This is a genomic window from Subdoligranulum variabile, from assembly GCF_025152575.1.
In the GTDB taxonomy this organism is placed as follows: Bacteria; Bacillota; Clostridia; order Oscillospirales; family Ruminococcaceae; genus Gemmiger; species Gemmiger variabilis.
In genome coordinates this window covers 1946240-1969527 of record NZ_CP102293.1, presented here as the reverse complement: position 1 = coordinate 1969527, position 23288 = coordinate 1946240, and the positions used below count along the sequence as shown (strand labels likewise).

The window sequence follows — 23288 nt, the reverse complement described above, 5'->3', positions numbered from 1 at the left end:
GGAACTGCTATGCAAAAAAACAATTTGCTCCGGGGCTTCACTTCGGTGGTAGCCTTTGTGGAGGCCGTGGCGCTGGGTTTATCCTTTGCGGCGTTTGACAACGCGGCCGTCATCAACAACGCCCTGGGCGTTTCCACCAGCAAGCTCGTGCTGAAGGACGGCATCCAGAGCGAAGATGATGTGGAAAAACCCCAGTATTTTACCAGCGACTTTGCCCAGGATGTGAACAACCCCACCGAGGCGGAGATCGCCGCCAAGAATGAGGCGGTAGCCGCCTTTGTGGAACAGGAGGAAGAGGAGGGCGCCGTCCTGCTGCAGAACAGCAACAACGCCCTGCCCCTGGCAGCGGGCAGCAAGGTCACGCTGTTCGGCCAGGCTACCGTGAACCCTTACATGAAAGGCAACTCCGGCGGCGGCAGCGGCGGCACCCAGGTCACCTATGTGGATGCCCTGACCGACCCCGAACGCGCCGGATTCCAGGTGAACCAGACGCTGATCGACGCCTACAAAGCGCTGGATGCCGGCGGCCTGAAGAGAAGCTCCTCCACCCGTACCATCGGTGAGGCGCCCAAGTCGGTGTACACCGATGAGGTAAAAGCCACCTTCCAGAACTATTCCGATGCGGCCATCGTGATCCTGGCCCGGGAGGGTGCCGAGTCCAACGACCTGTACACCAAGGACAGCGAAGGCATCAGCGAGCTGGCCCTGCACCAGGATGAAAAGGACATGCTGGAAGTTGTCAAGCAGTACAAGGACCAGGGCGTGTTCAAAAAAGTCATTGTTCTGCTGAACAGCGGTCATCCCATGGAGGTCAAAGAGCTGGCCAACTACGGTGTGGATGCCATCCTGCTCATCGGCGGCCCCGGCCAGAGCACCGGTTTCCGCGGCGTGTCCGACCTGCTGGTGGGCAACGTCAGCCCCTCCGGCCGCCTGGTGGACACCTACGCCTCCAACTCCCTGTCCGCCCCCGCCACGGTGAACTTCGGCGAATTCACCTACACCAACAGCTCCGACGTGGCCAAGGGCATGACTGACAACGCCTCGGAAGGCCAGTACTACGTGGTGCAGGCCGAGGGCATCTACGTGGGCTACAAATACTACGAGACCCGCTACGAGGACCTGATCCTGGGCCAGGGGGGCGCCGATGCCAACGTGGGCATCTGGGATTCCCAGGGCGGCAGCTGGAACTATGCCGATGAGGTCTCCTATCCCTTCGGCTACGGCCTGTCCTATACCACCTTCACCCAGACCATGGACGGAACCACCGACAACGGCGACGGCACCATGACCGTCAAGGGCACCGTCACCAACACCGGCAGCGTGGCCGGCAAGTCGGTGGTGGAACTCTACGCCCAGACGCCCTACGGCGATTACGAGAAGGAAAACAACGTGGAGAAGTCCGCCGTACAGCTGGTGGGCTTCACCAAGACCGACCTGGTGGAACCGGGCCAGACCGTGGATTACGAGATCACTTTTGACAAGTATTTCCTGGCCAGCTACGACTACACCAACGCCAAAGGCTACATCATGAGCCAGGGCGACTACTACCTGGCCGTCGGCGACAACGCCCACGATGCCCTGAACAACATCCTGGCCAAGAAGCAGGCCACCGGTATGTACGACGAAAACGGCAACGCGGTCAACGGCGACGCCAACAAGGTCTACACCTGGAATGAGGCGGCACTGGACACCGAGACCTACAAGTCCACCGAGTACGGCGAAGTCACCAACCGTCTGGACGAGGCTGACCTGAACCACTGGATCGAGAACGGCGTGACCTACCTGTCCCGCAAGGACTGGGCCGGCACCTACCCCCAGCAGGCCACCCAGATCACCGCCACCGACGAGATGATCGCCAAACTCTGCGACGGCAACTACACCAAGGCCGAGGATGCGCCTTCCGCCCTGAGCATTCCCGTGGGCGTGGACAGCGGCATCCAGCTGGCCGACATGTACGGGCTGGACTATGATGATCCCCTGTGGGAGACCTTCATCAACCAGATCCCTCTGGCCGACCTGATCGCCAACACCATGGAGAACGGCGGCATCGGCGAGAACCTGAGCATCGGTTCCCCCGCCACCAGCAACGGCGACGGCCCTGACGGCATTGCCGGCAACGCCTATGTCAACGAGAGCGTGGCGGCCGCTTCCTGGAGCAAGGACATGCTGGCCAAGCGCGGCTACTACATGGGTGAGGATGCCCTGCTGGCCAAGAGCGCACACGAGGTCTGGTGCCCCGGTGTGGACACCCACAGAACTCCCTTCGGCGGGCGCAACTTCGAATACTACAGTGAAGATCCCATCCTGGCTTATGAACTGTCCGCCGTCCAGACCGCCGAAATGGAGGCCAAGGGCGTGTCGGTAGGCCCCAAGCATTTCTTCGCCAACGATCAGGAAACCTGGCGTACCGGTGTTTCCACCTTCGGAAACGAGCAGGGCTTCCGTGAGATCCAGCTCCGCGCCTTCGAGGGTGCCTTCACCAAGGGCGGTGCCAGCAGCGTCATGACCGCCTTCAACCGTGTGGGCCTGACCTGGGTCGGCCACTCCAGCGACATCCAGGACGGCATCCTCCGCGGTGAATGGGGCTTCCAGGGCTTCGTCATCACCGATGCCGCCGGTGTCAACTCCTACATGCACTCGGTAGATGCCCTGATGAACGGCACCGACATGTTCTGCTACACCTCCGGCGCTGCGGGCGACAGCCGTACCAAGGAGATCAACGCTGCCATCCGCGAAACCGATGACGGCAACATCGTGGAGCAGCTCAAAGAGATCAACCACAGAATCTTCTACACCTATGCCCACACCCACCTGATGAACGGTCTGGCTTCGGCTTACGATATTGTCTCGGTCACCCCGTGGTGGCAGCCGGTGATCCTGGGCGGCAACATCGCCCTCATCGTGATCACCGCCGGGCTGTACGCGCTGTTCCTTGTCAACGAAAAAAAGAAGAAGACCAAGGAGGTCAAGTAAGGTGAAAAAGTTGCTTGCAAGCCACAATGTTGGCTATAAAATCGGCCTGCTTGGCGGCGCCATCGGTCTAATCACCGCCGTCATTTACACGGTATACAGCACCTCGGTGGGACATTTCGACCCGGTAGTGCTGGGGCTGATGGTCCTGGGCGTCTGCGGCGCGGTGTTCGCAGCCCTGTCCGACAAGAGATCCGCCCCGCTGGTCCCCGCCATCCTGTTCTCCCTGGCGTTCGGTATGTACATCAATGACCGCGTCATCATGTTTGAAGAGATGATCAACAAGATCTACGGCATGAACGAACGCGGCGCGATCCTGGAAGTGGTCATCGCCATCCTGGTCCTGCAATTTGTCAGTATCCTGCTGAGCATGATTGCCTGCTTTACCAGCGATCGCAAATAATCGGAACCTTACCCGGGAGAGATCCAACAGCATAGTGTTTCCTGCTGGGTCTCTCCCTTTTTCTATTCCATGACGAGAAGAGTGCGGTGATACATGCAAAAGATTCTTTTTAACCAGGGCTGGTGCTTTACGCGGCTGGAAAACGCCGGAAACGGCGGCGAACCGCAGCCCGTCACCCTGCCCCACGACGCCATGCTGGCCGAACCGCGCACCCCGGAATCTGCGGGAGGCACCAACACCGGCTGGTTCGTCGGATCGGATTATCTCTACGAAAAAACCTTTACAGCCCCCGCCGAATGGGCCGGCCAACAGGTCTTTGTGGCCTTTGAAGGCGTCTACCACCGGGCTGAGGTCTGGCTCAACGGGGAACAGCTGCTCTTTTTCCCCAACGGTTACCTGCCCTTCCGGGTGGAGCTGACCCGGCACCTGCGCTACGGACAGGAAAATACCCTCCGGGTCATTGCCCGCAACGCCGACCAGCCCAACAGCCGGTGGTATTCCGGTGCCGGGATCTACCGCTCCGTCTGGCTGCTGCTGCTCCCCCAGGAGCACCTGGCGCTGGACGGTGTGAAGATCCGTACGCGGGACTATACCATTCCCTCCATCGAGGTGGCACTGGATGCGCCCTGCGCCGGGGACGCCTGTGTGGAAATTCTGGACGGCGAGACGCTGCTTTCCCGGCAGACCGTCTCTTTGTCCGGGCAGGTCCGTCTGCCTCTGGATCTGCCCGGCGCCCAACTCTGGAGCCCGGAACATCCCAAGCGCTATCTCTGCCGCGTGCAGTTCGGCCAGGATGTGCGGGAGATATGGTTCGGCATCCGCCAGATCCGGTGCGACGCCAAACAGGGATTCTGCCTCAACGGGCAGCGGATCATCCTGCGCGGTGCCTGTATCCATCATGACAACGGCCTGCTGGGCGCGGTATCCCACCCCTTTGCGGAGGAGCGCAAGGTCCGCCTGCTGATGCAGGCCGGCTACAACGCCATCCGCGCGGCACACAACGCCTGCTCCCCCGCCCTGCTGGATGCCTGTGACCGGCTGGGCATGCTGGTCATGGATGAGTATGCCGATATGTGGTATATCCACAAGACCCGGTATGACTACGCCGACTACCTGCCCCAGCGCTGGCAGGAGGACCTGAAGATCCTGGTGGACCGGGATTTCAACCATCCGTCGGTGGTACTGTACTCCATCGGCAACGAGGTCAGCGAGACCGCCCAGCAGCGGGGCATTGAACTTACCGGACAGATGACGGACTATCTCCACACCATGGATGACCGCCCCGTAACCTGCGGCGTAAACATCTTCTTCAACTTTCTCAGCTCCCTGGGCCTTGGCGTCTACAGCGACAAAAACGCCGAAAAGGAAGCCCGGCAGGCGGAAAAGCGCCGGGGAGAGACAAAGAAGAAAAAAGCGGTGGGCAGCGAGTTCTTCAACAACCTGGCCGGACTGGCCGGTTCCGGGTTCATGAAGTTCGGCGCCACCCTCCACGGCAGCGATGTAAAGACCCGGGACGCCTTTGCCAGGATGGACGTGGCCGGCTACAACTACGGCATCAACCGGTACCGCAAGGATTTCCGCCGCTATCCCGACCGGGTGATCCTGGGCAGCGAGACCTTCTGTTCCGATGCCTACCGCTTCTGGGAGCTGGCCAAGGAGCATCCTGCCCTGATCGGGGACTTCGTGTGGTCCGGCATGGACTATCTGGGCGAATGCGGTATCGGTGCCTGGGAGTACAAGGATTACGCCCCGGAATTTGACCACGGCCCGGGCTGGCTGACCGCCGGTGCCGGACGGCTGGACATCACCGGCCGTCCCAATGGCGAGGCAGCCTACACCCAGGTAGCCTTTGAGCTTTCCCCCATCCGCATCGGGGTGGTGCCCGCCGACCACGCAGGGGACCCCCATTCCCCCTCCGCCTGGAAGATGACCAACACCTGGGAAAGCTGGTCCTGGAACGGCTGCGAAGGCCGGAAGACCCAGGTGGAAGTTTACGCCCGGGGAGCCCGCATCGCCCTCTTCCTCAACGGAGAAAAGCTGGGAGAAAAGGCCCCCAAAGGGGACTGCCGCGTGGTCTTCCCGGTGACCTACCAGCCCGGCGTACTGCTGGCGGTGGCCTATGCTGCCGACGGCACCGAGCTGTGCCGCACCAGTCTGCAGAGCGCCCAGGGGGATACCCGTCTTTTCCTTTGCCCTGAACAGTCCTCCGTGACGCCGGAAGAACTCTGCTATGTCCGGCTGCGGTACACCGACGGACAGGGCACCCTGAAACCGCTGACCCGCGGCAGGATCCACGTCTCGGTGCAGGGGGGCACCCTCCTGGGACTGGGCAGCGGCTGCCCCTATACCGAGACCGGCTACCTCACCGCCAGTACCGACACCTACTACGGCGAGGCGCTGGCCATCGTGCGGCCGGACGGCCCCGGCACCGTGCAGATCACAGCGGAAAGCCCGCTGGGCACCGCGCAGACACAGATCCTATGCAAATAAGGGGGCAACGAAGATGAAACCAAGGGCAGAACGCGGCCCCCTGCAGGCGGTCATCCGCTGCTGGAAGGCACACCCGCGTATTGCACAGTTTATTACCTATTTCATGGTGGGCAACCTGGCCACCGTGGTACAGCTGGTCCTCATTCCCGTCCTGCAGCCGATCCTCGGCAGCACCGGGTTGGTAAACGTGGATCTGCACCTGTTCGGCCCCATCGGCGATCCCCAGGCCATGACCACCGTGACCGCTGCAGGCCAGACGGTCAGCGGCCTGAACCCCTACTACGTTTTCAACTTTACCGGCGGGCCCGTCAACACCCTGGTGACCAAGACCCTCAACGGCATCACCGGCAGCTACCTGGCCCACGGCGGCGTCGCCTATTTTCTGGCCACCTTCATTCCGCTGATTCTCTCCCAGATCGTCAGCTTCTTTTTGCAGCGCAAGGTGACCTTCAAGTCCAGCGGCAACGTTGCCTGGCAGGCTCTTTGGTATTTTGCAGCATTCCTGGTCATTACGGTGGGTGCCAACGCCCTGTATGGCATCTATCAGCCCTGGCTGTACAGCACGCTGGGCGAAGCCATCGGCGGACTCATCGCAGCCTTCCTCCAGTGCTGCATCGCTTTCTGGGTGTTTTTCCCCATCATGAAGCTGATCTTCCCCAGCCAAAAAGAGGGTTGACCGGCACAGAACCGTTCCCATAAACCGCAAAGGCAGCCTCGGACCGGCGGTGTGACTTTCCACACGCCGATACGATGGCTGCCTTTGCTTCGGTTCCGGGAAAAATTACCGAGAAATTCGAACAAAAATCCAGTAAAGCGAACATCCATGACTATCCCTGCGGCGGCGCAGGATGTATGATAGAAGCAGTAGTGGGTCACTGCCCCGTTTCGGCGAACTGTTTGCGGTACGCCTGGGGGGTAAACCCGGTCTGCTGCCGGAACACCCGGAAGAAATAATTGTAGTCCGCCATGCCGATCCGCTGGCAGATCTCGCTGTTGGTCAGCTTGGTGGTGGTGAGCAGGCGCATGGCATACTGGATGCGCAGCCGCCGTACATACTCGTGGATGCCGCAGCCGTAGGTCTGTTTGGAGAGCTCATACAGCGCCGTGCGTCCCACCCCCAGGGCGGTACAGATCCGCTCGCTGGAGAGATCCTCCGCCAGATGCTCCGACACAAAATGGGTGAGCCGCTCCTGCAGGCTGCCGGGCACCAGCCGGGCCATCTGGGCCTGACACAGGGCCTGGGCCGAGAAGGACAGCAGATCCCCCGCGGCGCGCAGGATGCGGTAGGGCGTGCGGGGCAGCTGACGGTAGGCATCGTACAATGCGTCCTCCGGGATGCCGTACTTCTGGCACAGTTCCCGGGCCCGCTGCCATTCCGCCTCCTCATCCGCTCCCTGGACGATGTGGCTCAGCAGCAGATACCCCACCACCACCCCGTCCACCTGGATGGGGGTGATGGCCTCGATGAGCCCCGCGTGGCAGGGGTAAATTTGCGTCTTGCGCTCCCGCCGGGCCTGACGGCAGGCCTTCTGGTCGCACAGGCGGCAGCCCAGCGCCCCCTCCGGCGTGGCCCGCACCAGACGGCAAAAGGCCGGCAGTTCCGAGGGATAGGACAGAATATCCATGCCCCACTCGTCAAACACCACGGTGCGCAGGCCGGTGAGTTCATAAAAATCCTGCAGCAGCACCCGCAGCTCTTTCTTGTCAAAGACGGCTCCCACGTCCTGCTCCCCCTTTTTTTCTCTTTTCTGTATTGTAAATGGCGCCAACGGCGCTGTCAATCTTCCTTTATCATAAATCTCACAGGCGGTGATCTCATGAAAAAGTTTGAACAAAAATCCACTGCATTGGGCATCGAGCTGGGTTCCACCCGCATCAAGGCCGTGCTGGCAGGCCCCGACGGTTCGGTGCTGGCCAGCGGCGCCCACGACTGGGAGAACCATTTTGAGGGCGGCTACTGGACCTATCCCCTGTCGGAAGTCTGGGACGGCATCCAGGATGCCTACCATAACCTGGCCGAGGACTACCAGAAAACCTGCGGCGAGCCGCTGACCACGGTGGGCGCCCTGGGCGTTTCCGCCATGATGCACGGCTACCTGCCCTTTGACAAGGAGGGCAACCAGCTGGCCGCCTTCCGCACCTGGCGCAACACCACCACCGGCCCCGCGGCGGAGGCGCTGACTGAGCGGTTCCACTTCAACATTCCCCAGCGGTGGAGCGTGGCCCATCTCTACCAGGCCATCCTCAACGGGGAGGACCATGTAAAAGACATCGACTTCCTGACCACCCTGGCCGGGTATGTCCACTGGCAGCTCACCGGCAAGAAGGTGCTGGGCATCGGCGATGCGGCGGGGATGTTCCCCATCGACAGCGCCACCTGCGACTACGACGCCGCCATGATGGCCAGCTTTGACGAACTGCTGGCCGAGGCGAAACTTCCCTGCCATCTGCGGGACCTGCTGCCTCAGGTGCTCTGCGCCGGGCAGGACGCCGGGACCCTCACCGAAGCGGGCGCCAAACTGCTGGATCCCACCGGCACGCTGCAGTCCGGTGCGCCGGTCTGCCCGCCGGAGGGCGACGCCGGTACCGGCATGGCGGCCACCAACACGGTGGCGGTGCGCACCGGCAACGTGAGCGCGGGCACCTCCATCTTTGCCATGGTGGTGCTGGAAAAACCGCTGCAGAACGTCTACCCCGAGATCGATTTGGTCACCACGCCGGACGGCGCCCCGGTGGCCATGGTCCACTGCAACAACTGCACCAGCGACCTGAACGCCTGGGTGAACCTCTTCGGTCAGGTGGCGGCTCTCTGCGGAGCCAAAATGCCCGCCTCCCAGCTGTTCCCGCTGCTCTTCAACGCCTCGCTGGAAGGCGCGCCGGACTGCGGCGACGTGGTGCCGGTGAACTACTATTCCGGCGAGGGCGTGACCCACTTCGACGCGGGTCATCCCCTGCTGCTGCGCACGGCGGGCAGCGATTTCTCGCTGGCCAACCTCATGCGCGCGAACATCTACTCCGCCATGGCCACCCTCAAGATCGGGCTGGACATTCTGCAGGATGAGAAGGTAGCGGTGGACCGTCTGCTGGGCCACGGCGGTCTCTTCAAGACCCCCGGCGTTGCCCAGCGGTATCTGGCGGCGGCGGCCCAGGCCCCCGTCACCGTCATGGAGACCGCCGGTGAGGGCGGCCCCTACGGCATGGCCCTGCTGGCCGGCTACCGTCTGGCCGTGCTGGAAGGCTGCCCGCTGAACCTGGCGGACTACCTGCAGCAGAAGATCTTTGCCGACGCCCCCGGCTCCACCCTGGAACCCCGGGAGGAGGACGTGCGCGGCTTCACCGCATTTTTGGAACGATACAAAGCAGCTCTGGAGGCGGAACGCGCCGCCGTGGAGCATTTCTGAGGAGGTTTTCCCCATGCATATGCAAGATTATGAATTCTGGTTTGTGGTGGGCAGTCAGTTCCTGTACGGCCCCGAGGTACTGGAAACCGTGGCCAAACGTGCCGCCGAGATGACCGAGGTGCTGAACGCTTCCGGCAATCTGCCCTGCAAGATCGTCTACAAGGTCACCGCCAAGACCAACAAGGAGATCGCCGACGTGGTGCGGGAGGCCAACTATGACCCCCGCTGCGCGGGCATCATCACCTGGTGCCATACCTTCAGCCCCAGCAAGATGTGGATCAACGGCTTTGTGGACCTGCAGAAGCCCTACTGCCACTTTGCCACCCAGTACAACCGGGAGATCCCCAACGAGGAGATCGACATGGACTTCATGAACCTGAACCAGGCCGCCCACGGCGACCGGGAGCACGGGTTCATCGCCGCCCGGCTGCGGATGCCCCGCAAGATCATCGCCGGCTACTGGCAGGACGAGGAAGTCCAGAAGCGCCTGGGCCGCTGGATGCGGGTGGCCGTGGGCGTGGCCGTCTCCCGTGACCTCAAGGTCATGCGCTTTGGCGACAACATGCGGGAAGTGGCCGTCACCGAGGGCGACAAGGTGGAAGTGCAGGCCAAGCTGGGCTGGCAGGTGAACACCTGGGCCGTGGGCGACCTGGTGAAGGTGATGCACGAAGTCACCGACGCCGAGATCGATGCCCTGATGGAAGTTTACCGCGCCAGCTACGAGATCGCCACCGACGACATCGACGCCATCCGCTACCAGGCCCGGGAGGAGATCGCCATCAAGAAGATGCTGGACGCCGAGGGCTGCAAGGCCTTCTCCAACACCTTCCAGGACCTGTACGGCATGGAACAGCTGCCGGGTCTGGCCAGCCAGCACCTGATGGCCCAGGGCTACGGCTACGGCGGCGAGGGCGACTGGAAGGTAGCCGCCATGACCGCCATCCTGAAAGCCATGGGAGAGGGCGGCAACGGCTGCTCCCTCTTCATGGAGGACTACACCTACAATCTGGTGCCCGGTGCCGAGTACAGCCTGGGCGCCCACATGCTGGAAGTCTGCCCCTGCTGCGCGGCGGAAAAGCCCCGCATCGAGACCCACCCCCTGGGCATCGGCATGAACGAGAAGGACCCCGCCCGTCTGGTCTTTGAGGGCAAGCCCGGCAAGGCCATCGTGGTGAGCCTCATCGACATGGGCGGCCGCCTGCGGCTGATCTGCCAGGACATCGAGTGCGTGAAGCCCATCCTGCCCATGCCCAACCTGCCGGTAGCCCGGGTCATGTGGAAAGCCCTGCCCAGCCTGACCACCGGCGTGGAGTGCTGGATCACGGCGGGCGGCGCCCACCACACGGTGCTGAGCTACGACGTCACCGCCGAGCAGATGCACGACTGGGCCAACATCATGGGCATTGAGTTCGTTCACATCGGCAAGGACACCACCCCCGAGGGGCTGGAACACGACCTGTTCCTGGCCGACCTTGCCTGGAAACTGAAGTGAGGTACACTATGCTGGAAGAACTGCGCAAACAGGTCTATGAGGCCAATATGGAACTGCCCCGCCGCAACCTCGTGACCTATACCTGGGGCAATGTATCGGGCATCGACCGGAAGAAGGGCCTGGTGGTCATCAAGCCCTCCGGTGTGGAATACGACGAGCTGACGCCGGAAAACCTCGTGGTGCTGGATCTGGACGGCAACCGGGTGGAGGGGGAGCTGAACCCCTCCAGCGATACCAAGACCCATCTGGAGCTGTACAAGGCCTTCCCCACCCTGGGCGGCATCGTCCACACCCACAGCCCCTACGCGGTGGCCTGGGCCCAGGCCGGGCGGGACATTCCCTGCTACGGCACCACCCACGCCGACTACTTCTACGGTGCCGTGCCCTGTGCCCGCCACCTGACCAGGGAGGAGCTGGACGAGGACTACGAGAAGAACACCGGCAAGATCATCATCGAAACCTTCACTGACCGGGGCATCGACCCGGTGGCGGTACCGGGGGTCATCTGCCACAGCCACGGCCCCTTCACCTGGGGCAAGGATGCGGCCCAGGCCGTCTACCACGCCGTGGTGCTGGAAGAGGTGGCGAAAATGGCCCTGCTGACCCGTCAGGTGGACCCCGACGCCGCCCCGGCGCCCCAGTACCTGCAGGACAAGCACTACATGCGCAAACACGGACCCAACGCCTATTACGGACAAAAGAAATAAGGAGTGCTGCTGTATGAAATTCTTCATTGATACGGCCAATGTGGAGGAAATCCGCAAGGCCAACGATATGGGCGTCATCGCAGGCGTCACCACCAACCCCAGCCTCATCGCCAAAGAAGGCCGGGACTACGCCGAGACGCTGGCGGAGATCGCCACCATCGTGGACGGCCCCATCAGCGGTGAAGTGAAAGCCACCACCACCGACGCCGAAACCATGGTCAAGGAGGGCGAGGCCATCTACGCCCTGGATCCCAAGCACATGGTGGTCAAGATCCCCATGACTGCCGAGGGCCTCAAGGCCATCAAAGCGCTGAGTGCCAAGGGCATCCCCACCAACTGCACCCTGATTTTCAGCGCCAACCAGGCGCTACTGGCCGCCCGGGCCGGTGCCACCTACGTCAGCCCCTTCCTGGGGCGCCTGGACGATATCTCCCAGCGGGGCATCGAGCTCATCGAGACCATCCACGACATGTTCCTCAACTACCCCGACATCGAGACCCAGATCATCGCCGCCAGCGTGCGCAACCCCATCCATGTGACGGACTGCGCCCTGGCCGGGGCGGACATCGCCACGGTGCCCTACAAGGTCATCGAGCAGATGCTCCATCACCCCCTGACCGATTCCGGCATCGAGAAGTTCAAGGCCGACTACTGCAAGGTCTTTGGTGAATGATATGACGAACGAAGAACGTCTGGCGCTGCAGATCGCAGCCTGCAAGGTGCGGATGGGCATCATCGAATCCACCCACGGCGCCAAGGCCGGGCATCCCGGCGGCAGCCTTTCGGCGGCGGAACTGTTTGCCTACCTGTACAACAAAGAGATGCGCATCGACCCCGCCAACCCCAAATGGGAGGACCGGGACCGGTTCGTCCTCTCCAAGGGCCATACCGCGCCGGGGCTGTACAGCGCCCTGGCCTACCGGGGATTTTTCCCGGTGGCGGACCTGCCCACCCTGCGCCACATCGACAGCTACCTCCAGGGCCACCCCAACATGAACACGGTGCCCGGCGTGGATATGTCCACCGGCAGCCTGGGCCAGGGTGTTTCCTGCGCGGCGGGCATGGCCAAGGCCGCCAAGTACCTGCACAAGGATGACGTGCGGGTCTACGCCCTGCTGGGGGACGGCGAGATCGAGGAGGGCGAAGTATGGGAAGCATTCCTCTTCGCCGCCAAGTACAAGCTGGACAACCTCTGTGTCATCATCGACCTGAACGGCCTGCAGATCGACGGCCCCACCAAGGAAGTCATGCCCACTGACCCGGTGGATGCCAAGATGCGGGACTTCGGGTTCCGCACCGTGTCCATCGACGGCCACGACTTTGTCCAGATGGAGGACGCCTTCCAGTATTTCCACCGGCAGACTGGTGCGCCCACGGCCATCCTGATGCACACCACCAAGGGCAAGGGCGTCAGCTATATGGAAAACCAGGTGGGCTGGCACGGCAAGGCCCCCAACGATGAGGAATACAAGATCGCCATGGACGAACTGAACGCCCAGCTGGCGGGACTGGAGGCGCAGGTATGAGTGAGGTCAAGAAAATCGCCACCCGCGACAGCTACGGCGCCGCGCTGGTGGAACTGGCGAAAGACCATCCCGACGTGGTGGTGCTGGATGCCGACCTGGCCGCCGCTACCAAGACCGGCGTCTTCAAGAAAGCCTACCCCGACCGTCATTTTGACTGCGGCATTGCCGAGAGCAATATGATGGCCACCGCCGCCGGTATGGCGGCCATGGGGCTGGTGCCTTTTGCCTCCAGCTTTGCCATGTTCGCCGCGGGCCGCGCCTTTGAGCAGGTGCGCAATTCCATCGGCTACCCCCACCTGAACGTGAAGATCGGTGCCACCCACGGCGGCATCTCGGTGGGCGAGGACGGTGCCTCCCACCAGTGCTGCGAGGATTTCGCGCTCATGCGCTCCATCCCCGGCATGACGGTGCTCTGCCCCTCCGACGACGTGGAAGCCCGCGCCGCCGTGAAAGCAGCCTATGCGCACCAGGGCCCCGTCTACCTGCGGTTCGGCCGTCTGGCCGTGCCGGTCTTCCATGACGAAGCCAACTTCAAATTTGAGATCGGCAAGGGCGAGCAGCTCACCGAGGGCAATGACGTGGCGATTATTGCCACCGGCCTGGAGGTGGGCGAGGCTCTCACCGCTGCCGAACAGCTGAAAAACGAGGGCATCCAGGCCCGGGTCATCAACCTCTGCACCATCAAGCCGCTGGACGAGGAGATCGTCATTAAGGCGGCCAAAGAATGCGGTGCCGTCGTCACCTGCGAGGAGCACAGCATTCTGGGTGGTCTGGGCGAAGCCGTGGCCGCCGTGCTGGGCGAGCAGTGCCCCACGAAGATGCGCCGGGTGGGCGTGAAGGATGTCTTCGGCCACTCCGGCCCCGCCTGGGACCTGCTGGAACAGTTCGGCCTGCGCAGCGACGCCATCGTGGCTGCTGTGAAGGAGCTGGTCTGAGATGACCGCCCGCAACTGCAGCGAAGCATCCTTTGAGCTCTGCCCTTCCATCCTGGCGGCGGACTTTTCCTGCCTGGCCCGGGATGTGCAGGCGGCCGACGCCGCCGGAGCGGATGCTTTCCACATCGACATCATGGACGGGCATTTTGTGCCGGCCATTTCCTTCGGCCCCGGTATGGTGCGCACCATGCGCGCCCTCACCCGCAAACCGCTGGACGTCCATCTGATGGTGGACCGCCCGCTGGATCTTGTGGCGGAACTGGCTGCCCTGGGGGTGGAACGGGTATCGGTCCACGCCGAGGTGCCGGGCGGTCCCGGTGCAGCCCTGGCGGCCATCCGGGCCGCGGGCATGCAGGGAGGCCTGGTCCTCAACCCCGAAACGCCGGTGGAAACCGCCGGAGCCTATCTTCCGCTGATCAGCCAGCTGCTGCTCATGACGGTGCAGCCGGGCCGGGGCGGCCAGCCCTATCTGCCCGGCAGCAATGCCCGGATCGCAGCGGCCCAGGCCCTGCTGCAGACCGCGCCCCATCCGGTGACCATCCAGGTGGATGGCGGCATCACCGCCCGCACCCTGCCCGGCGCCTGGGCGGCCGGTGCCCGCAGTGTGGTGGCCGGCAGCGCGGTGTTCGACGGGGACATCGCCCGCAACATCGCCGTCCTGCGCCGTTCGGTTTTCCCCTGATCTGTCCATCGGCCCACCCCTTGCGGGGCGGGCCGATGGTTTATCTTTCTGTTTTTCATCCGATCCTCTCCGGATGAACTGGCGCCTTTTTTTCCCGGTTTGACTCTGTTTCTTCCCCCATGGTATAATACAGCCAGTTGCGCTCCCCCCGGGAGCCGGCGTGGTTCTTTGACAACCTGCACACTTTTGTGCAGGTTGTTTTTTGCAGAAAAATCCGCCGCGGGGCGCAAAAAAACGCAGTAAACCTCAAAAAAGAGTAGCCGGGCGGGCGATCCTGCCATGGTATACTGGGTTCTATAAGGAGAAGTGTGTCATGACGATCCGCCGAAAACTGTTTTTTCTCTGTGGCATCCTGGCATTTCTGGGGATGCTGGTATCGGTGGTGTGGTACCGCACCGCCCAGGACATCACCCGGCTGTATCTGAACAACCTGTCCCAGAGCGCCATGCGGGATGCCTACAATGCCTTCGACTACATCCTCACCGACACCCAGCACATGTGCACGATGATCGCCCTCAACGAGGAGAACGTGGTGAATCCCCTGGCCGCCATCGAGCACAACGTGGTGGAGGTCAACGGAGTCCTCAACGGTACTTACTTGCAGAACCAGCGCATCCTCAAGGAGTTCATCAGCTCGATGAACGGCTACAAATATTATATTGTGGGCATCGACATCGTTTCCTGCAAAGGGTACCGGTTCACCAGCGGGCACATCGTGCAGAATTACGACAAACTCAGCGAGATGATTGCCGAGACCGACGATGAGCAGCTGCGGCAATCCATGGTCATGCTGAGTCCCCTGCAGGTGGACAACGTGGGGGTCTATCTGACCTCGGATTTCGTGGTGCCCTCGGTGCGGGCCGTCCTGGATTCCAACCGGGAACTGGTGGGCTACACCGTGCTCTACTTTGACTACAGTGTCATCGAGCAGATGTTCAGCGACCATCTGCCGGAGGGCAGTCTGTTCCAGGTGCAGAACGACCGCCAGGACATGATCTTCACCAACTGCGGCGATGCCCCCCTGCAGACCCGCCGGGACGACGCCGACTATGTTTACAGCACCTACGCCGCGCCCCAGGCAGGCTGGACGCTGCACATGATGATCCCCAGCGCCGTCTATACCCGGGAGATCCAGCACGGCCTGTACTACAGCGGCGGGTTGGTGCTTGCGGTCTTTCTGCTGGCTTTCGGCATTGCCATGGCCATCTCCCGGCGGATCAACGCCGAGATCGCGGGCTTCCGCAACGCCATGCACCAGGTGGGCCAGGGCGACCTGGATGTGCGCTACACCGTCAGCACCCGGGACGAGATCGCCGTCATGGCCTCCACCTTCAATCACATGGTGGCCCGGCTGAAAAAGCTGATAAACGAGGTGGCGGTCTACGAGCGCCAGAAACAGGACATGCAGCTCAAGCTGCTGCAGGCCCAGATCAACCCCCATTTTGTCTCCAACACGCTGAACGTGGTGGCCTGGATGGCCAAGGTCCAGCATGCCGACAGCATCATTCCGCTGACCAACGCCCTGTCCCGGCTGCTGCGCAGCGTCATGCGGCAGAGCGAACGGTTCGTGCCCCTTTCCGCCGAGCTGGACTATGTGAAGAGCTATCTGGAGATCATGGAGTACAGCGGCAACTACCAGTTCGAGGTGGAGTACGCTGTGGAGGAGGACTGCCAGGCCCTTTTTGTGCCCCGGTTCATCCTGCAGCCGGTGGTAGAGAACGCCCTGGTCCACGGCTTTTCCCACAGTCTGTCCTGCAACAACCTGCTGCGCATCGCCGCCCAGGTGGAGGAGGACCGGCTGCTCATCACGGTGGAGGACAACGGCGCCGGCATGACCGACGCCCAGATCCGGGCACTGATGACCGACAGCCGCCGCACCGGGGTGTCGGTGAGCAGCATCGGGGTGCCCAACGTGATGCAGCGCATCCGGATGGAATGTGATGAGCCCTTCGGGCTGGAGTACACCAGCGAGATCGGCCGGTATACCCGGGCGATCTTCACGCTGCCGGTGCGCCGCCGGGCTGAGGAGGAAGAGGAGGAGGCTGCGGCGCTCACCGCAGCCCAGGAGAGGAGGAAAACGGATGAACAAGATCCGGATCGTGATCGTGGATGACGACCTGGCCGCCCGCAATTCCATCAAGCTGCACCTGCAGGACCATCCGCTGTACGAGGTGGCAGCGGATTTCCAGGACGGCCGGGCCGCCCTGCGGTGGCTGCGGGAGAACGATGTGGAGATCCTGCTGTGCGACATGCAGATGCCCGCCATGGACGGGCTGGAACTGCTGCAGATGATCCGGATATCCCTGCCGGACATCGCGGTGATCGCCATTTCCAGCTTTGACGATTTCCGCTACACCCGCGGCTGCATGGTGGCAGGGGTGGCGGACTATCTGCTCAAGCACGACCTGACCCGGGAGCGGCTGCTGGAGGTTCTGGACGCCGTGCGGGAACGCTACCACATCCAGCCCGTAGGCCGGACGCTGAAAAATCTGGCGGGCTACTGCTTCGAGAGCCCCGACCACTTCACCGCCGAGACCATCGGTGCCATGGTGGACCGGGGAGAGATCGCTTTTGACAAGAGCGGTCTGGCGCCCCTGGTCATCAGCCCCGACTACCGCTGCGCCCCCGGCGTTCACTGGCAGGAGATCCGCCGGGACGTCTGCAAGGCGGTGTGCGACATCATCGCCCAGATCCTGGGCACCAAATACCGCTATGTCTACTGCCTCACCCAACAGCAGCACATCCTGCTGATCCTCTCCTTTTTTGACCAGAACAGCCTGCTCTTCGTCATGAACAGCGTCAACAACTTCTGTTCCCGTCTCAAGCGCACCAGCCTGCGGCTGCTGGACACCACCCTGACCATCGGCGTGGGCAGCCCCCAGCTGGATCTGCCCCGGGCCCTGGAACAGATCAACCGGCTGGACGCCGCCATGGAGGCCAAGCTCTTTCTCGGCGGCGACCGGATCTTCCCGGTGGCCCACAGCCCCGCCGTCCATCAGCGCCCCCTGCCCCTGCCCGGCAGCGCCTGGTCGGCGCTCTCCTTCGCCGTGCAGCAGCGGGACAGCACCAACGCCCAGGACGCCATCCAGGAGCTGTTCGCCTTCCTGCGGCGGGAACACGCCTGCCGCAAGGCCGTGCGCGCCGCCCTGCGCCGGATCACCGAGCTGTACCTCCACGTGGGGCTGCTGGACGAGGCGGGCCGGGCGGAACTGTTCCAGCGGCTGGCCCAGTTTGAGATCCTGGACCAGACCGCGGCAGACCTGCGGGAACAGACCCTGCGGCTGATGCGCAGCGAGCCGGCCCAGACCCCCTCCTCGGCGGCGGTGGCCCGGGCCCAGGAATTCATCCTGCAGAACTACGCCCGGGACATCTCCCTCCAGGACTGCGCCGACTACGCCGGGGTCAGCTACACCCACCTGAGCCGCGCCTTCAAGAGCGAGGTGGGCCAGCGGTTCGTGGAGTTCCTCAACGCCGTGCGGCTGCGCGCAGCCAAGGCCCTGCTGATCCGCCAGGACCTTTCCATGAAGGAGATCGTGGAGCGCACGGGATTCCGCAGCTACAACTATTTCTTCAAGGTCTTCCGGGAGAGCGAGGGGATGACCCCCTCGGAGTTTGTAGCAAAAAATTGTAGTAAAAACTAAATATTTTCCGTCAGATTGCGCCAGCCGGAATGGTATCATAACGACACAAACGGAGGTGTCGCTATGCGAATGATATCAAAAAACGGTTGGCGCAATTATTTGTACCTTGTGCCTATCCTCGTACTGTCCCTGGCTTTCATCTACTACTGCATCGGCTTTACCCTGGTGATCAGTTTCACCGACTGGAACGGCATCTCGGACAGCTGGGAATGGGTCCAGCTGGACAACTATAAAGAGATGCTCACCGACAGCACCTTCTGGCTGGCCGTGCGCAACAACGTCATTTTCTTCTTCGGCACGGTGTTCCCCCAGGCACTGCTGGGCTTTATTTTGGCGGTGCTGCTGAAATACCGCTTCAAGGGCAGCAACGTCTACAAGACCATCTTCTTCCTGCCCATCGCCCTGGCCACATCCATCACCACGGCCATCTTCCGCATCATCCTCAACCCCGCCACCGGCGACCTGAACAACCTCTTCCGCTCCCTGGGCATGGACTGGGCCGCCCAGTCCTGGCTGGGCGACAAGAAATGGGCCCTGTTCTCCATCATCATGGTCAACATCTTCCAGTGGATGGGCTTCTCGATGATCACCTACTACGCCGCCCTCATGAGCCTGCCCGACGATGTCTATGAATCCGCCATGCTGGACGGCGCCGGTTTCTGGCGCACCACCTTCAGCATCACCCTGCCCATGGTCCGCGGCACCACCAACGTGCTGATCATCCTGGGCATCGTAGGTTCGCTGAAGACCTTCGACCTGGTCAAACTGCTGACCAACGGCGGCCCCGGCCGCGCTACCGCCTTCCTGAACACCTATCTGTACGAGAAGGCTTTCAAGGACTTCAACGCCGGTGAGAGTGCCGCCATCGGTGTGGCCATCCTGGTCATCGCCCTGATCATGGCGGTGCTGCAGGTGCGCCTGAGCAAGGAGGAGGACTGACAACCATGAGAGAACAGCGCCGGAAACTGATGATCCCCACCTACGTGGTCCTTACCGTCTGTGCGGTGATCTGGATCACCCCCATGCTGCTGGCCCTGGCCAAATCCTTCCAGGTCAACGGCCTGGACAACTACGTCTACGTACTGACCTACGAGAAGATCCCTTACTTCAACGTCATCTTCAACAGCTTCTTCATCGCGGCTTCCACCGCCGTCATCGTCTGCCTCATCGCTTCCCTGGCGGGCTACGCTTTCAGCAAGCTGCGCATCCGGGGCGGCAAGTACATCTACGGCGCCCTGCTGGCCTGCCTGGCCCTGCCCTCCGCTGCCGTGGTCACCCCCATGTTCTCCACCATCAACAAGATGGGCCTCATCGACACCCACCTGGGCTGCATCATCCCCATGGTGGCCTTCAACGCCCCCATGATGCTGATGATGACCAAGAACTACTTCGACACCGTCCCCAATGAACTGGTGGAAAGCGCCACCATCGACGGCGCCAGCACCCTGCGCATCTGGGCCCAGCTGATGATGCCCCTGAGCGTGCCCATCATCGCCAACGTCCTGGTGCTGACCTTCATCTATTCCTGGAACGACTACCTGATCCCCCTGTTGATGGTGCGCAGCGATGCCAACTACACCGTCACCCTGGCCGCCCAGTACTTTGTGTCCGGCACCTTCCAGAGCCCCTCGGAAGTGGCCCGCATCTACGCCGTCATGGTCCTGCTGACGCTGCCCTCCATCGTGGTCTACCTGACCAGCCAGAAGTGGCTGGTGTCCGGCATCACGGCGGGCGCCGTCAAGGGCTGAGGAGGTTTTCCATGCCGAATCTGTTCTGCAATCCCGTTCCCTTCGCGGACGGGGCACACCACACCAATCCCGACCCCTTTGTGCTGCGCTGGTGCGGCCAATATTACTGCTACGCCACCGACGCCGACGGCGTCAAGGTCAGCAGTTCCCCCGACCTGGTCCACTGGACCTGGCAGGGTTACGCCATCCAGCAGCCGAGACGCCACGATTTCTGGGCGCCGGCGGTGATCTACCGCAATGGCACCTTCTGCATGTACTATTCCAGCAACCCCATCGGGGAGGACGACGGCAACGGCGAAAAGATGCAGCTGGCCACCGCCACCGATCCCCTGGGCCCCTTTACCTGGCAGAAGACCCTCTTCCCCACCTTTTCCATCGACGCCCATCCGGTGGTCTGGCACAATGAGGTGTATCTGTTCTACTCGGTGAACAACTGGGTGGGCAACACCCAGGACGCCCCCGGCACCTGCATTCTGGTGGACAAGTTCATCGCCCCCGACCGGCTGGAGGGCAATCCCGCCCCGGTGGTGCTGCCCAGCCTGCCCCAGGAGATCTACGAGAAAAACCGCTTCGGCGACGGGCGGGACTGGTATACCATCGAGGGGGCCTGCTTCGTGCCCGGGCCGCAGCGCAGCTTCCTGCTCTATTCGGCCAACTGCTACACCGACGTGAACTACTATGTGGGCTACGCCTGGGCCGAAAACAAAGCAGACCTGCGGGAAATGGACTGGAAGAAGCAAACCCTGAACGGGTCCTGGGCGCCGCTGATCCGCAAGAACGGCCAGGTGGAAGGCACCGGCCACAACACGGTGGCCTTTGCCCCCGACCTGACCGACCTGTGGATGGTCTACCACGGCCGGGACGCCACCCAGCCCATCCGCCCCGGGGAGGAACAGCGGGAAATGCACATTGCGCCGCTGGAACAGGGGATGCGGGGGCTGTACATGGCGCCGCCCACCACCGACGCCCAGCCCGTTCCCGCCCCCGCCACGGTGAGCCTGCCATCGCTGCACCTGCGGGACTGTGAAGAATACACCGTCTGCCCCATGCCCGAGGCGGTGCGTGCCGAACTGTGGCTTTGCCCCACCCTGCTGCACACCGGCGCCCGTTACGGCGTGGTGCTGCGGGAGGACGGTGCGGGCAACCGGCTGGAAATACAGTTCAATACGGGGCGCGGCTGCGTCACCGTGCTGGAGACCACCGGCCGCATCACCCGCACCCTGGCTTCGGCCCGGATGCCCGCCGGCTGGGATCCCTTTGTGCCCCATCTTTTGCAGGCGGAGGGCTGCTGCGAAGCCTGGACGCTGCGCTACGATGAGGACCTGCTGCTGACCTTTGCCAGCCGGGTGCGCGGCGGTGACTGCAAGGTCCGTGTCTACTACAGCGAACTGACGGTGACCGGCCTGACGGTGACCGACCACTGGGATCTGTGGGGGGATGATCTGGCCCGGCTGGGGGAGCGCTTCACGGTGAGCCCCGCCACCGCAGACCGGGAGGGCCTGCACGGCGCCCGCGGCCTGCTGACGCTGGAAGGCATCTGCCCCGAAGACCGGGAGGAAGTCTTTGTGCTCCAGGCCGGGGGAGAAGGCGCCGTGACCCTGCAGGCCGGGGAAACGGTCTGCCTGGAGCGGCAGTTCACCGGGGAACTGGTGCTGCGCTGCCGCCGGCAGGGCGATCACCTGGCGATGCGGGTCAACGCCCTGCCCGCCGGGGAAGCGTCCGCCCTGCCCGCCGGAAGTTCCCTGCGCCTGCAGCTGGAACACGCCGTCCTGACCGGATGGCAATCCACAAAAATCTGATATAAACCGCAAATTATTTGAGTGCCCTGCCCCGCAAATTTTTGCTATACTGCACACAGGAACCAACGGAAACCATCCGGCCCCTGCGCCGGAATAAAGTTAGGAGGAAACGTATGAAAAAGATGAAACGCGCGCTCGCCCTGGGCCTGGCCATGAGCCTGGCTGTCTCCTCGCTGGCAGGCTGCGGCGGCAGCTCCGCCAGTGAGTCCGCCAGCGAAGCCGCCGGTGCATCCACCGGGGAAGCTGCTTCCGCCGGGGACGAGCAGGTCACCCTGACCTTCTGGTCCTGGCTGCCCACCACCATCCAGTGGGAAGAGATGGTCGTGGCCTTTGAGGAGCAGTACCCCAACATCAAGATCGACTACACCCGCACCGAGCAGGACGACTTCACGGAGAAACTCCAGGTCGTCATGGCCTCCGGCACCGGCCCCGACCTGTTCGGCCTGAGCACCGGCACCATGGCCACCCAGTACGCCCCCTTCGTGGCGGATATGTCGGAACTGGCCGACCAGTACATGCCCGGCTGGCAGGATGTGATCTCCTCCACCGCGGTGGAACAGTGCAAGGTGGATGATACCCTGGTGGGTATGCCCCTGCTGGTGGCCGGCATGACCGACCTGCTGTACAACCAGACCATCCTGGAAGAGTGCGGCATCACCGAGATCCCCCGCACCTATGAAGAACTGAAGGCCGACGCCGAGCTCATCAAGGCCAAGGGCTACATTCCCGTGGCTGTGGGCGCTGCGGACGACTGGATCAACTCCGACGTCTTCGTGCAGGTGTCCAACCAGTTCGAGGAAGGCGCCGTCTATGAGGCCGAGGCCGGCGAGCGCTCCTTCACCGACCAGTGCTTCGTGGATACCATGACCGCCTGGCAGAAGCTGTTCACCGACGGCATCTTCGAGGAAGGCGCCCTGGGCGTCAACTCCTACCCCGACGCCCGTGACCAGTACTTCTTCAACCGCAAGGCTGCCTTCTTCCTCACCGGTTCCTGGCACCTGGGCCCCATCTCTCCCAGCAACACCGAGATCCAGGGCACCGAGATCGCCAACCAGGGTGATGTCATCGGCATGTGCGTCCTGCCCTCTCTGAGCCCCAGCGGCACCCTGTGCGGCACCGCCGGTGTGGACACCATGATCGCCGTGAACAAGGACTGCAAGAACGCCGAAGCCGCCATGAAGTTCGTGGAATTCATGGCCAACGGCACCGGCCAGCAGATCTACGTGGACTACCTGCAGGGCGCGCCCGTCTCCAACGAGATCACCTACCAGGGTGAAGTGGACGGCAAGCTGCAGCAGCAGTCCATCGACGAAGTCAACAGCTACGTGAGCAACGCCGTGGGCAACCGCAAGCTGCAGAACAGCGAGCTGGAGACCGCTATCGTCGTGGCCATGCAGAATGTGGCCGCCGGCAGCGATCCCGCCACCGAACTGCAGACCGTACAGGAAGTGGCCGAGAGCCTGCGCTGAGTTCCTTCCCGCTGACAAGCAACCT

General features: G+C 62.7%; 18 protein-coding genes. 17 read left to right on the top strand and 1 reads right to left on the bottom strand.

The genetic code is table 11. From position 1 onward, the window contains the following. Positions 1-9 precede the first annotated feature (9 nt). The 4 genes from NQ490_RS09310 (at position 10) to NQ490_RS09295 (ending at position 6539) form a co-directional block, all read left to right on the top strand. Complete coding sequence (locus NQ490_RS09310; RefSeq protein WP_007045475.1) at positions 10-2973, top strand: glycoside hydrolase family 3 protein; 2964 nt, start codon at positions 10-12, stop codon at positions 2971-2973. A 1-nt stretch (position 2974) separates the two neighbouring features. Then, positions 2975-3373: a hypothetical protein gene (locus NQ490_RS09305; RefSeq protein ID WP_007045474.1), complete on the top strand. Its 399-nt coding sequence runs from the start codon at positions 2975-2977 to the stop codon at positions 3371-3373. Positions 3374-3466: 93 nt separating this feature from the next. Continuing rightward, the gene (locus NQ490_RS09300) at positions 3467-5863 is read left to right on the top strand and encodes a glycoside hydrolase family 2 TIM barrel-domain containing protein (protein ID WP_007045473.1); all 2397 of its coding nucleotides are present in this window, start codon (positions 3467-3469) and stop codon (positions 5861-5863) included. 13 nt (positions 5864-5876) lie between these two features. Next, positions 5877-6539, top strand: coding sequence for a GtrA domain-containing protein (locus tag NQ490_RS09295; RefSeq protein WP_007045472.1), 663 nt, complete (start codon positions 5877-5879; stop codon positions 6537-6539). A gap of 196 nt (positions 6540-6735) precedes the next feature. On the opposite strand, the gene NQ490_RS09290 is transcribed toward NQ490_RS09295, so the two are convergent. Further along, on the bottom strand, positions 6736-7584 hold the full coding sequence (locus tag NQ490_RS09290) for a PocR ligand-binding domain-containing protein (RefSeq protein WP_187118490.1): 849 nt from the start codon (positions 7582-7584) through the stop codon (positions 6736-6738). 96 nt (positions 7585-7680) lie between these two features. Between NQ490_RS09290 and NQ490_RS09285 the strand changes: the two genes are divergently transcribed. The 13 genes from NQ490_RS09285 to NQ490_RS09225 all read left to right on the top strand — a co-directional run bounded on the left by NQ490_RS09285 (position 7681) and on the right by NQ490_RS09225 (position 23263). Further along, positions 7681-9264 carry a xylulokinase gene (locus tag NQ490_RS09285; protein WP_007045470.1) on the top strand — a complete coding sequence of 528 codons (1584 nt, stop codon included), beginning with the start codon at positions 7681-7683 and terminating at the stop codon, positions 9262-9264. Between the two features lie 13 nt (positions 9265-9277). Next, positions 9278-10756 (top strand): L-arabinose isomerase, encoded by a 1479-nt coding sequence (gene araA, locus NQ490_RS09280; RefSeq protein ID WP_007045469.1) that lies wholly within the window; start codon positions 9278-9280, stop codon positions 10754-10756. Between the two features lie 8 nt (positions 10757-10764). Next, complete coding sequence (locus tag NQ490_RS09275; protein ID WP_007045468.1) at positions 10765-11463, top strand: L-ribulose-5-phosphate 4-epimerase; 699 nt, start codon at positions 10765-10767, stop codon at positions 11461-11463. 13 nt (positions 11464-11476) lie between these two features. Then, positions 11477-12136 (top strand): fructose-6-phosphate aldolase, encoded by a 660-nt coding sequence (gene fsa, locus NQ490_RS09270; RefSeq protein ID WP_007048732.1) that lies wholly within the window; start codon positions 11477-11479, stop codon positions 12134-12136. Between the two features lies 1 nt (position 12137). Then, entirely contained in the window at positions 12138-12989 is an 852-nt protein-coding gene (locus NQ490_RS09265; protein ID WP_007048106.1) for a transketolase, read from the top strand. Continuing rightward, the gene (locus NQ490_RS09260) at positions 12986-13924 is read left to right on the top strand and encodes a transketolase family protein (protein WP_007048107.1); all 939 of its coding nucleotides are present in this window, start codon (positions 12986-12988) and stop codon (positions 13922-13924) included. The genes NQ490_RS09265 and NQ490_RS09260 overlap by 4 nt, the downstream gene beginning before the upstream one ends. Position 13925: 1 nt before the next feature. Then, complete coding sequence (locus NQ490_RS09255) at positions 13926-14606, top strand: ribulose-phosphate 3-epimerase (protein ID WP_007048108.1); 681 nt, start codon at positions 13926-13928, stop codon at positions 14604-14606. Between the two features lie 313 nt (positions 14607-14919). Then, positions 14920-16719, top strand: a complete 1800-nt coding sequence (locus NQ490_RS09250; protein ID WP_007048110.1) for a histidine kinase — start codon at positions 14920-14922, stop codon at positions 16717-16719. Then, positions 16688-18247: a response regulator gene (locus NQ490_RS09245; RefSeq protein WP_007048111.1), complete on the top strand. Its 1560-nt coding sequence runs from the start codon at positions 16688-16690 to the stop codon at positions 18245-18247. The genes NQ490_RS09250 and NQ490_RS09245 overlap by 32 nt, the downstream gene beginning before the upstream one ends. Before the next feature lie 63 nt (positions 18248-18310). After that, a complete protein-coding gene (locus NQ490_RS09240; RefSeq protein ID WP_040918432.1) occupies positions 18311-19186 on the top strand; it encodes a carbohydrate ABC transporter permease in 876 nt (291 codons plus the stop codon). A 5-nt stretch (positions 19187-19191) separates the two neighbouring features. Next, a complete protein-coding gene (locus NQ490_RS09235) occupies positions 19192-19995 on the top strand; it encodes a carbohydrate ABC transporter permease (protein ID WP_007048113.1) in 804 nt (267 codons plus the stop codon). An 11-nt stretch (positions 19996-20006) separates the two neighbouring features. Beyond that, positions 20007-21794, top strand: coding sequence for a glycoside hydrolase family 43 protein (locus tag NQ490_RS09230; RefSeq protein ID WP_007048114.1), 1788 nt, complete (start codon positions 20007-20009; stop codon positions 21792-21794). 113 nt (positions 21795-21907) lie between these two features. Next, the gene (locus NQ490_RS09225; RefSeq protein WP_007048115.1) at positions 21908-23263 is read left to right on the top strand and encodes an ABC transporter substrate-binding protein; all 1356 of its coding nucleotides are present in this window, start codon (positions 21908-21910) and stop codon (positions 23261-23263) included. The last annotated feature ends 25 nt before the right edge of the window (positions 23264-23288 follow it).

What these genes read in the sequence shown, in the direction of transcription:
- NQ490_RS09240 (WP_040918432.1), top strand. Translation starts at nt 18,311, where the DNA reads ATGCGAATGATATCAAAAAACGGTTGGCGCAATTATTTGTACCTTGTG.
- NQ490_RS09225 (WP_007048115.1), top strand. Translation starts at nt 21,908, where the DNA reads ATGAAAAAGATGAAACGCGCGCTCGCCCTGGGCCTGGCCATGAGCCTG.
- NQ490_RS09300 (WP_007045473.1), top strand. Translation starts at nt 3,467, where the DNA reads ATGCAAAAGATTCTTTTTAACCAGGGCTGGTGCTTTACGCGGCTGGAA.
- NQ490_RS09295 (WP_007045472.1), top strand. Translation starts at nt 5,877, where the DNA reads ATGAAACCAAGGGCAGAACGCGGCCCCCTGCAGGCGGTCATCCGCTGC.
- NQ490_RS09275 (WP_007045468.1), top strand. Translation starts at nt 10,765, where the DNA reads ATGCTGGAAGAACTGCGCAAACAGGTCTATGAGGCCAATATGGAACTG.
- NQ490_RS09260 (WP_007048107.1), top strand. Translation starts at nt 12,986, where the DNA reads ATGAGTGAGGTCAAGAAAATCGCCACCCGCGACAGCTACGGCGCCGCG.
- NQ490_RS09230 (WP_007048114.1), top strand. Translation starts at nt 20,007, where the DNA reads ATGCCGAATCTGTTCTGCAATCCCGTTCCCTTCGCGGACGGGGCACAC.
- araA (WP_007045469.1), top strand. Translation starts at nt 9,278, where the DNA reads ATGCATATGCAAGATTATGAATTCTGGTTTGTGGTGGGCAGTCAGTTC.
- fsa (WP_007048732.1), top strand. Translation starts at nt 11,477, where the DNA reads ATGAAATTCTTCATTGATACGGCCAATGTGGAGGAAATCCGCAAGGCC.
- NQ490_RS09265 (WP_007048106.1), top strand. Translation starts at nt 12,138, where the DNA reads ATGACGAACGAAGAACGTCTGGCGCTGCAGATCGCAGCCTGCAAGGTG.
- NQ490_RS09235 (WP_007048113.1), top strand. Translation starts at nt 19,192, where the DNA reads ATGAGAGAACAGCGCCGGAAACTGATGATCCCCACCTACGTGGTCCTT.
- NQ490_RS09310 (WP_007045475.1), top strand. Translation starts at nt 10, where the DNA reads ATGCAAAAAAACAATTTGCTCCGGGGCTTCACTTCGGTGGTAGCCTTT.
- NQ490_RS09250 (WP_007048110.1), top strand. Translation starts at nt 14,920, where the DNA reads ATGACGATCCGCCGAAAACTGTTTTTTCTCTGTGGCATCCTGGCATTT.
- NQ490_RS09285 (WP_007045470.1), top strand. Translation starts at nt 7,681, where the DNA reads ATGAAAAAGTTTGAACAAAAATCCACTGCATTGGGCATCGAGCTGGGT.
- NQ490_RS09255 (WP_007048108.1), top strand. Translation starts at nt 13,926, where the DNA reads ATGACCGCCCGCAACTGCAGCGAAGCATCCTTTGAGCTCTGCCCTTCC.
- NQ490_RS09245 (WP_007048111.1), top strand. Translation starts at nt 16,688, where the DNA reads ATGAACAAGATCCGGATCGTGATCGTGGATGACGACCTGGCCGCCCGC.